Annotated in this window: 1 protein-coding gene; it reads left to right on the top strand. The window is 34.1% G+C overall.

Annotation, left to right across the window (positions count from 1 at the left end; genetic code table 11):
• Positions 1-326: 326 nt before the first annotated feature.
• The coding region (locus tag LJE11_RS19145) for a hypothetical protein (protein ID WP_331465648.1) at positions 327-875 on the top strand (549 nt) is incomplete at its 3' end.

Here is an 875-nt window from a genome sequence, read left to right as displayed (position 1 = left end):
AGAATTGTTTCCTGCACAGCATCCCCACAATCAGAATCATTCTTCAGAATGGACTTTGATATATGATACAGCATGGCTTCTGCATCCCAAACCTCCTTAATAAATACATCTTTTGTCATAACTTTGTCTTCTCCTTTTGTCCAGCCGAATTACTACACGTGTTTGCTTTTTTAATTTTACACTAATTAGATGCACCGAGAAGAGAATTGGTTCTCATAAAATTATCTCAGGATTTTGTAATTTAAAAAATACAGTTTGCACATATACAATGATACAATAAAAATGTAAAAATTATAGCAATTCCTACACGAAAGGGGTCATGTTTTATGAGAAAAAGAAACAATTTTATTTCTGTGTTTACTATGTTTCTGGCAATTGGTTTTGCAATTATTTTCTCCAGACCCGTAAAAGCAACGGCAAATGGGGTCCAATTAAAAGCAAATCGGACATACACAGCATATGATGTTACCGGTGATGGAACGAAAGATAAAATCAGAATCAGAGCAGCCAATCAAACCGACGATGAAACATATACGTCACTTACTGTATCGGTTAATGGAAAAACAGCTTACAGATTAAAAAATACACGTTTTTATAATGTTATAGCAAATATTTATACATTGAAAAACGGACAGCCGTTTTTATATCTCTATGCACCAGCCGAGAATGGTGACGGACCTGTATGTGCATTATTAAAATACACAAACGGAAAGTTCAGAAAAATCCTTGATTTCACTGAAATTATGGCAGGATACGGAAACCATCGCATAGGTGAAGTTACCAACTTAAATGGAAATAAGATTGTAATTACAGAGAGCATCGTTTCTTATTCTCTTGGTATCAATGCAATTAATTTCACCTACGAATATGTCAAT

This window comes from Blautia sp. DFI.1.216 (assembly GCF_020594215.1).
Taxonomy (GTDB): domain Bacteria; phylum Bacillota; class Clostridia; order Lachnospirales; family Lachnospiraceae; genus Blautia_A; species Blautia_A wexlerae.
Note: the sequence above shows the minus strand (reverse complement) of the source record. Positions and strands in the feature narration are given on the sequence as shown.